General features: G+C 33.9%; 2 protein-coding genes. Both read left to right on the top strand.

Translation table 11 applies throughout. From position 1 onward, the window contains the following. Positions 1-470 (top strand): P-loop NTPase (locus tag ACJDU8_RS25540; protein ID WP_406794998.1); only part of this gene is annotated, 470 nt, incomplete at its 5' end. Continuing rightward, positions 467-826 carry a NifB/NifX family molybdenum-iron cluster-binding protein gene (locus ACJDU8_RS25535; protein WP_406794997.1) on the top strand — a complete coding sequence of 120 codons (360 nt, stop codon included), beginning with the start codon at positions 467-469 and terminating at the stop codon, positions 824-826. The genes ACJDU8_RS25540 and ACJDU8_RS25535, both read left to right, overlap by 4 nt. Positions 827-899 lie beyond the last annotated feature (73 nt).

The following is an 899-nucleotide window of genomic DNA, read 5'->3' as shown; positions in this document are numbered from 1 at the left end:
CTATAATATCTGGAGCAGTAAAACAATTTTGGACAGATGTAATATGGGGGGAACTTGATTATTTGGTAATTGATATGCCTCCTGGAACAGCAGATGTTGCACTTACAGTAATGCAGTCTATTCCTATAAGTGGTTTAGTTATGGTATCTGTACCCCAAGATTTAGTTTCTATGATAGTCTCAAAAGCTGTAAATATGGCAAAAACTATGAAGATTAATATAATGGGTGTTATTGAAAACATGAGTTATATAACCTGTCCGGATTGTGGCAAACAGATAAAACTTTTTAATGGAGACAGCACAGATAAGTTTTTAAAGGAAATGGACCTAAAACTTTTAGGAGAACTTCCTATGTTAAGCAGTATAAGTAATTTGGCAGAACAGGGATATGAAAATGTAAACGAAGATCTTGAACTGATCTTTAGCCCTATTGTTACTGATATTATTAATAGTTTGGAGGAACAAAAATGAAAATAGCAATTTCAGCCCATGGAGCAGAAACAGATAGTTTGGCGGATGTAAGATTTGGAAGGTGTAAGTATTTTCAAATTTATAATGCTGAAAATGAAGAAATTAAAATATTAGAAAATAAAGGCCAATTTTCTGGGGGAGGAGCAGGTATCGCAGCAGCACAACAATTACTTGATGAAAAAGTTGATGTTGTAATTACTGGAAGCTTAGGACCTAATGCCTTTAAAATCATTAACAGATCAGGAATTGAAGCTTATAAATGTGAAAGTGTCACTATAAACTCTGTTTTAGAAAAATTTCAAAAGGGCGAACTTGACAGATTAATGCAGTCAGGACCAGCACACCATGGAATTTAAAATAGAATTTTGAGGAGGAAGTAACTTGAATATAGCAGTATTAAGTGGAAAAGGAGGTACGGGGAAAACTACA

Source organism: Candidatus Clostridium eludens (assembly GCF_045310515.1).
Classification (GTDB): Bacteria; Bacillota; Clostridia; order Clostridiales; family Clostridiaceae; genus Clostridium_B; species Clostridium_B eludens.
This window is presented reverse-complemented; position numbering and strand designations above follow the sequence as displayed.